This window comes from Lysobacter enzymogenes, assembly GCF_017168095.1.
Taxonomy (GTDB): Bacteria; Pseudomonadota; Gammaproteobacteria; order Xanthomonadales; family Xanthomonadaceae; genus Lysobacter; species Lysobacter enzymogenes_D.
Genome location: NZ_LXSD01000141.1, coordinates 1 through 6,665 on the forward strand (window position 1 = coordinate 1; position 6,665 = coordinate 6,665).

Sequence of the window (6,665 nt, forward strand, 5' to 3'; positions counted from 1 at the left end):
GCCGGAGTCGCGGCGGCCGGCGTCGCGGCGTGCGCGGCCGTGGCGGCGGCGCCTTCGACGCGCAGGCCGTGGACGGCCAGGCCGGCGAGGGCGGCGACGACGGCGGTGCTGAGCAGAGCGGTCTTCAACTGCATGGAGCGGTCCCCTGTGGAAGTTGCTGAGAACGCAGCATCCGGGCGCGATGCGCGCGGACGCTGCCGGTCGGCTGCGTCGCGTCGGTGCGAGGGCGAAAACGCATCGGCGCGGCGAGTCGCGATCCACGTTAGGAGGTGCGCCACCGGTCGGCGGCGGCCGGGGAAGACTTTTCAGATTGTGAAAATGTGATGTACTTCACAATATTTTCGTATTCAGACGAATCAGGCCCCGCGATTCGAGCACCGGTCACGCGGCTTCTGCGAGCGCTCGCGCAAGCGCAAGCGCAGGCGCCGCCGATCGGATCGCAGACATGCGTGATGCATCGAACCTGCGCCGGCCAGGTGCAGCGAGGCGCCGACATGCCCGAAACCGACAAGCCTCGCGCCGGATCCGCCGCCGCCCGAGGCCCACGCGCGCAAACCGCGCGGCGCCGGGGCAAGCGGATGCGCATCATCGAAACCCTGTATCCGATCCACATCGCAACTGCATCGGCGCGCGCTCGTTACTATGTCGGCCACGCCGCGCGCGGCGGCGCGGACCATCGCTGCGCCGCGCGCGGATCGGTACGCAGGCCAGCTACGGAGCACCATGGGCGCAGTGCAGGCAGAAGTTCAGCTAGAGCGTGAGTCGGCCCATGAGGGCAATGGCCCCGGCGCGGCCCGGCGCGAGGACGTGGTGATCGTCGGCGCCGGCGTGATCGGCCTGGCCTGCGCCTTGATCCTGCTCGAGGACGGGCGCCGGGTGCGGGTGATCGACGCCGGCCGCATCGGCGGCGGCAGCTCGCACGGCAACTGCGGCACCATCACCCCGAGCCACGCCACCCCGCTGGCGGCGCCGGGGGTGATCGCGCAGGCGCTCAAATGGATGCTGACCCCGGACGCGCCGCTGTACCTGCAGCCCCGGCTCGACCCGCAGCTGTGGGGCTGGCTGCTGCGCTTCGCCGCGCGCTGCAACGAGCGCGACTGGCGCGCCAGCGCGGTGGCCAAGGCGGCGCTGCTCAACGATTCGCGCGAGCGCTTGCAGGAATGGGTCGCGAGGTACGGGTTGGTGTGCGAGTTCGACAGCTCCGGCGTCGACTACGTGTTCCGCTCCGAGGACGGCTACGCCCACGGCCAGCACGAGCTCGACCTGCTGCGCGAATTCGGCGTCGGCGTCGAACTGATCGACGGCGGCGCTTACGAAGCCCAGGACCCGGCGTTCAAGCCCGGCCTGGTCGGCGCGATCCGCTTCGCCCACGACGCGGTGCTGCGCCCGGACCGCTACGTCGCCGAACTCGCGCGCGCGGTGCGCGAGCGCGGCGGCGAACTGCAGGAATACTGCGCGCTCAAGGACCTGCGCGAGGACGCCGACGGCGTCGCGCTCGACACCAGCCACGGCCTGATGCAGGCGCGTGAGGCGGTGGTGGCGCTGGGCGCGTGGTCGCCCAGGCTCGCCGACGCGATCGGCCTGCCCGCGCTGAAGGGCGCGATCCAGCCCGGCAAGGGCTATTCGATCACCTACGACCGGCCCGAACTGCTGCCGCGGCGGCCGGTGGTGCTGAAGGAGCCCAAGGTCTGCGTGACCATGTGGGACAGCGGCTACCGGCTCGGCAGCACCATGGAATTCTCCGGCTTCGACGAAAGCCTCAACCCGCGCCGGCTGGCCGCGCTGGAGCGCGGCGCCGCGCAGTTCCTGCACCAGCCGCTGGGCCCGGTCGAGCGCGAACGCTGGTACGGCTGGCGGCCGATGAGCGTCGACGACGTGCCGCTGATCGGCCGCGTGCCCGGGCGCCAGCGCCTGTGGATCGCCAACGGCCACGGCATGATGGGCGTGAGCATGAGCGCCGGCACCGGCCAGCTGTTGGCCGACCTGATCGGCGGGCGCGCGCCCGCGATCGACCCGCATCCTTATCGACCGGAGCGTTTTGCGTGAGCGAATCCGAACAAGCACAGTTCGACCTGATCGTCGTCGGCGGCGGCTCCGGCGGCCTGGCCGGCGCGTTCCGCGCCGCCGAGCACGGCGCGCGCGTGGCGCTGCTGGAGCCGAGCCTGCTCGGCGGCACCTGCGTCAACGTCGGCTGCGTGCCGAAGAAGGCGATGTGGCTGGCCGCCGACATCGGCGCCAAGCTGCGCATGGCCCAGTCGCTGGGCTTCGCCGTCGACGCGCCGCCGCAGCTGCCGTGCGAACTGGACTGGCCGACCTTCATCGTCCACCGCCAGCGTTACATCGCCGGCATCCACGACAGCTACCGCAAGCGTCTGGACAAGGCCGGGATCGTGGTCGCGCCGATGCGCGCGCGCCTGCTCGACGCGCGCACCGTGGAATGCGAGAACGGCGCGCGCATGGGCGCCTCGCGCATCCTCATCGCCACCGGCGGCCACGCGGTCAAGCCGGCGATTCCCGGCGCGCAGCTGGGCGGCAGTTCCGACGATTTCTTCCAGTGGACCGCCGCGCCCAAGCGCGTGGCCCTGATCGGCGCCGGCTACATCGCGGTGGAGCTGGCCGGCGTGCTGCAGGCATTGGGCAGCCAGGTCGAACTGTTCGCGCGCGGCCAGCGCTTGCTGGAAGGCTTCGATAGCGAGCTCGCCGCGCAACTGGCCGACGACTACTGCCAAAGCGGCGTGCGCCTGCATTTCGGCCACGCCGTGGCCGCGCTGGAGGCCGACGGCGCGCAGGTGCGCGTGCGCGGCGCCGACGGTTCGCTGAGCGAGCCGTTCGACCAGGTGCTGTTCGCGACCGGGCGCAAGCCCAACACGGCCGGCCTGGGGCTGGAAAACGCCGGCGTGGCGCTCGACGCCGACGGCTTCATCCGCATCGACGAGCGCAACGCCACCAGCGCCGACGGCATCGACGCAGTCGGCGACGTCACCACCGATCCGCCGCTGACGCCGGTGGCGATCGCCGCCGCGCGCCGGCTGATGGACCGCGTCTACGCCGGCGCCAGCGCCACGCTCGACCGCAGCGACATCCCCACCGTGGTGTTCGCGCACCCGCCGATCGGCAAGGTCGGCCTGACCGAGGACGAGGCGCGGCAACGACATGGTGACAATCTGCACATCTATCGCGCCGGCTTTCGGCCGATGCTGTACGCCCTGGCCGAGTCGCCGCAGCGCAGCCTGTTCAAGCTGGTCTGCGTCGGCCAGGAGCGCCGCGTGGTCGGCATCCATCTGCTCGGCGACGCCGCCGACGAGATGCTGCAGGGCTTCGCGGTGGCGCTCAAGCGCGGCATCACCCTGGACGACCTGCGCGATACGGTCGCCATCCATCCGACCAGCGCCGAGGAAGTGGTGCTGATGCGCTGAGGCGCTCGCGCCTGGTCGGTCGTCAACCCATTCGGCGGGGCGTGCAGATGAGCAAGGGCAGGGCGGAAGCAACGCGGCGCGGCGCAGTGCGCGCCGGCACGATCGTCATCGCGATGGCCGCTGCATGCGCATCGGCATCGGCGGCGGCGCAACCAGCGCTCGACATCGAGGATCTGCTCAGCGCGCCGCAACCCGAGCAGCTCACCGCCGCCGCCAACGCGCCGACCATCGCCTGGGTCGGCAACGAGCGCGGCGTGCGCAACCTGTGGGCGGCGCGCGCGCCCGAATTCGCGCCGCGCCGGCTCAGCGCCTACGACCGCGACGACGGCCAGTTGATCGGCGGCCTGCAGCTCAGCCGCGACGGCCGCTGGCTGGCCTACGTGCGCGGCGGCAGCGCCGACGCGGCCGGCAACAACAGCAATCCCGACGGCGACCCCGACGGCCAGGAGCAGGCGGTGTGGGTGGTCGCCAGCGACGGCAGCGGCAAGCCGCAGCGCGTCGCCGCCGGCCGCTCGGCGCTGTTCGCACCGAATGGCGATGCGCTGATCGTGCAAGGCCGCGGCGTCGGCTGCTACCCGCTGCCGGGCACGAGCGCGCCGGCCTGGTGCAAGGAAGCGCTGCTCAAGACCCGCGGCGCCAACAGCGCGGCGGAGTTCTCGCCCGACGGCAAGTCGCTGGCCTTCGTCAGCAACCGCGGCGACCACAGCTTCATCGGCCTGCTCGAGCTGGACAAGCGCGAGGTGCGCTGGCTCGGCGCCGACTTCAACAACGACGCCGCGCCTGCGTTCTCGCCCGACGGCCGCCGCGTCGCGTTCCTGCGCACCGCGGCCAACAAGCCCGGCGATGGGTTCGACCTGACCAAAGCCAATCCTTTCGAAATTTGGATTGCCGACGTCGATACAGGGCTTGCGAAGAAAATCCACCGCTCCAGCGACACCGCCGGCGGCTACGCCCAGTTCAACGGCGCCGATCCGCTGATGTGGAGCCGCGACGGCCGCCTGATCTTCGCCTCCGAGCAAAGCGGCTGGCTGCACTGGTATGCGCTCTCGCCCGACGGCGGCGCGCCGGCGCCGCTGAGCCGCGGCGAATGCGAAGCCGAGACCGTCGCGCTCGCCGAAGACGGCGCGTTCGTGTTCAGCGGCAACTGCGCGCAGATCGACTATCGCCAGGTGTTCAGCGTCGATGCGCAAGGCAAGGCGCAGACGCTGCTCACGGCGAAGAACGAAATCGCCACCGATCCGCTGCCGCTGGCCGGCGGCCGATGGATCGCGCTGCGCCACGCCGACGCGCGCCGGCCGACCGCGATCGCGGTGATGGCGCGCGCCGGCGGCGAACCGCGGCGGATCTTCCCGGCGCAACTGCCCGAGCGTTTCCCGCTGCAGCGGCTGGTGCAGCCCCGGCCGATCACGCTCAAGGCCGCCGACGGCGTGGTCTCGCACGCGACCGTGTTCGAACCGCCGGCTGCATTCAAGGGCAAGCGCCCGGCGCTGATCTACGTGCACGGCGGCCCGATCCGGCAGATGCTGCCGGGCTGGCACTACAGCAGCTACTACTACAACGACTACGCCAGCAACCAATGGCTGGCGAGCCAGGGCTATGTGGTGCTGGCGCTGAACTATCGCGACGGCACCGGCTACGGGCAGACGTTCCGCTTGGCCGAAAAACAAGGGCCGCGCGGCGCTTCGGAATATCAGGACGTGCTGGCCGCGCAGGCGTGGCTGGCCGCGCGCAGCGATGTCGATGCGCGCCGGGTCGGCATCTACGGCGGTTCCTACGGCGGCTTCCTCACCGCCACCGCGCTGGCGCGCAACTCCGACCTGTTCGCCGCCGGCGTCGATCGCCACGGCGTGCACGACTGGCGCGAGAGCGCCAAGGGCGGCGACAACAGCGGGCTGTGGGGGCTCAAGCCGGACGAACTGGAACTCGCCTACCGATCCTCGCCGATGTCGCGCCTGGACGGCTGGCGTTCGCCGGCGCTGTTCGTGCACGGCGACGACGACCGCGCGGTCAAGTTCTCGCAGAGCATCGACCTGGTCGAGCGCCTGCGCGCGCGGCGGGTGCCGGTGGAAACGCTGGTGATTCCCGACGAAGACCATTTCTTCCTGCGTTACGCGACCTGGCTGCGCGTGCACCGCGCCACCGGGGCGTTCTTCGAGCGGCAGCTGCGGCCGGGCGACTCCGTTCGGCGCGACTCCGCGCCGCAGACGTCCGCGCAAGGCGGCTCGGAGCCGGGCAGCGCAGAGCAGGCCCGATGAAATCCAGCGCGCCCGCCGGCCTGCGCGCTCGTTGCGCAAGCCGGCGCCGGCCCGGCCGCAGTACCATGGCCTTCTTCCGCCGGCACCTGCCGACCGGCGCCGACGCGACCCGACCATGACCGTTCCCGCCCCCGCCTGGCCCGTGTTCCAACTGCACCGCGGCCACGCGCCGCTGCTGATCAGCCTGCCGCACGACGGCTCGATGATTCCCGACGAATTCTCCGCGCGCATGGTCGAGTCCGCGCGCCGCGCGCCGGACACCGACTGGCACGTCTCGCGCCTGTACGACTTCGCCCGCGAACTCGGCGCCTCGATCCTGGTGCCGCGCTATTCGCGTTACGTGGTCGATCTCAACCGCCCGCCCGACGACACCTCGCTGTACCCGGGCCAGAACACCACCGGCCTGTGCCCGGCGGTGCAGTTCAGCGGCGAGCCGGTCTATCTCGACGGCCAGGCGCCGGACGCGGCCGAAGTGGCGCAGCGCGTGGAGCTGTACTGGCGCCCGTACCACGACACGCTCGTCGCCGAACTCGACCGCATCCGCGGCGAGCACGGCCGCGCGCTGCTGTGGGAAGGCCATTCGATCCGCGGCGAGGTGCCGTTCCTGTTCGAAGGCCGGCTGCCCGACCTCAACCTCGGCACCGCCGCCGGCCACAGCTGCCTGGCGCCGACCCAGGCACGGCTGGAAGCGGTGTTGGCGGGGCAGAACGACTACGACTGGGTCGTCAACGGCCGCTTCAAGGGCGGCTACATCACCCGCCATTACGGCGAGCCGGCGATCGAGGTCGAAGCGGTGCAGCTGGAGCTGAGCCAGCGCAACTACATGGATGAGGATTCCTTCGTCTACGACGACGCCAAGGCGGCCAGGCTGCAGCCGTTGCTGCGCGCGCTGCTGCAGGCGGCGCTGGACTCGCAGCGCGGATGAGCCCGGCGCGCGACGGCGACGGCGAGGCGAGCGCGACGAGCGCGCCCGCGCCGCTGGCGCTCGCGCAGG

The 6,665-nt window shown here is 71.6% G+C and carries 4 protein-coding genes; all 4 read left to right on the forward strand.

Translation table 11 applies throughout. The annotated features are described in order from the left end of the window. Positions 1–723 precede the first annotated feature (723 nt). The 4 genes from A7A76_RS03995 (at position 724) to hutG (ending at position 6,596) form a co-directional block, all read left to right on the forward strand. Positions 724–2,046 (forward strand): FAD-dependent oxidoreductase, encoded by a 1,323-nt coding sequence (locus A7A76_RS03995; protein ID WP_206409982.1) that lies wholly within the window; start codon positions 724–726, stop codon positions 2,044–2,046. Continuing rightward, positions 2,043–3,416, forward strand: a complete 1,374-nt coding sequence (gene gorA, locus A7A76_RS04000; protein ID WP_206409983.1) for a glutathione-disulfide reductase — start codon at positions 2,043–2,045, stop codon at positions 3,414–3,416. Before A7A76_RS03995 ends, gorA begins: the two co-directional genes overlap by 4 nt. 113 nt (positions 3,417–3,529) lie before the next feature. Then, positions 3,530–5,671 (forward strand): S9 family peptidase, encoded by a 2,142-nt coding sequence (locus tag A7A76_RS04005; protein WP_206409984.1) that lies wholly within the window; start codon positions 3,530–3,532, stop codon positions 5,669–5,671. Between the two features lie 115 nt (positions 5,672–5,786). Continuing rightward, positions 5,787–6,596 (forward strand): N-formylglutamate deformylase, encoded by an 810-nt coding sequence (gene hutG / locus A7A76_RS04010; RefSeq protein ID WP_206409985.1) that lies wholly within the window; start codon positions 5,787–5,789, stop codon positions 6,594–6,596. Positions 6,597–6,665 lie beyond the last annotated feature (69 nt).

Coding starts and splice junctions, on each gene's coding strand:
- A7A76_RS04005 (WP_206409984.1), top strand. CDS start 3,530: ATGGCCGCTGCATGCGCATCGGCATCGGCGGCGGCGCAACCAGCGCTC.
- A7A76_RS03995 (WP_206409982.1), top strand. CDS start 724: ATGGGCGCAGTGCAGGCAGAAGTTCAGCTAGAGCGTGAGTCGGCCCAT.
- hutG (WP_206409985.1), top strand. CDS start 5,787: ATGACCGTTCCCGCCCCCGCCTGGCCCGTGTTCCAACTGCACCGCGGC.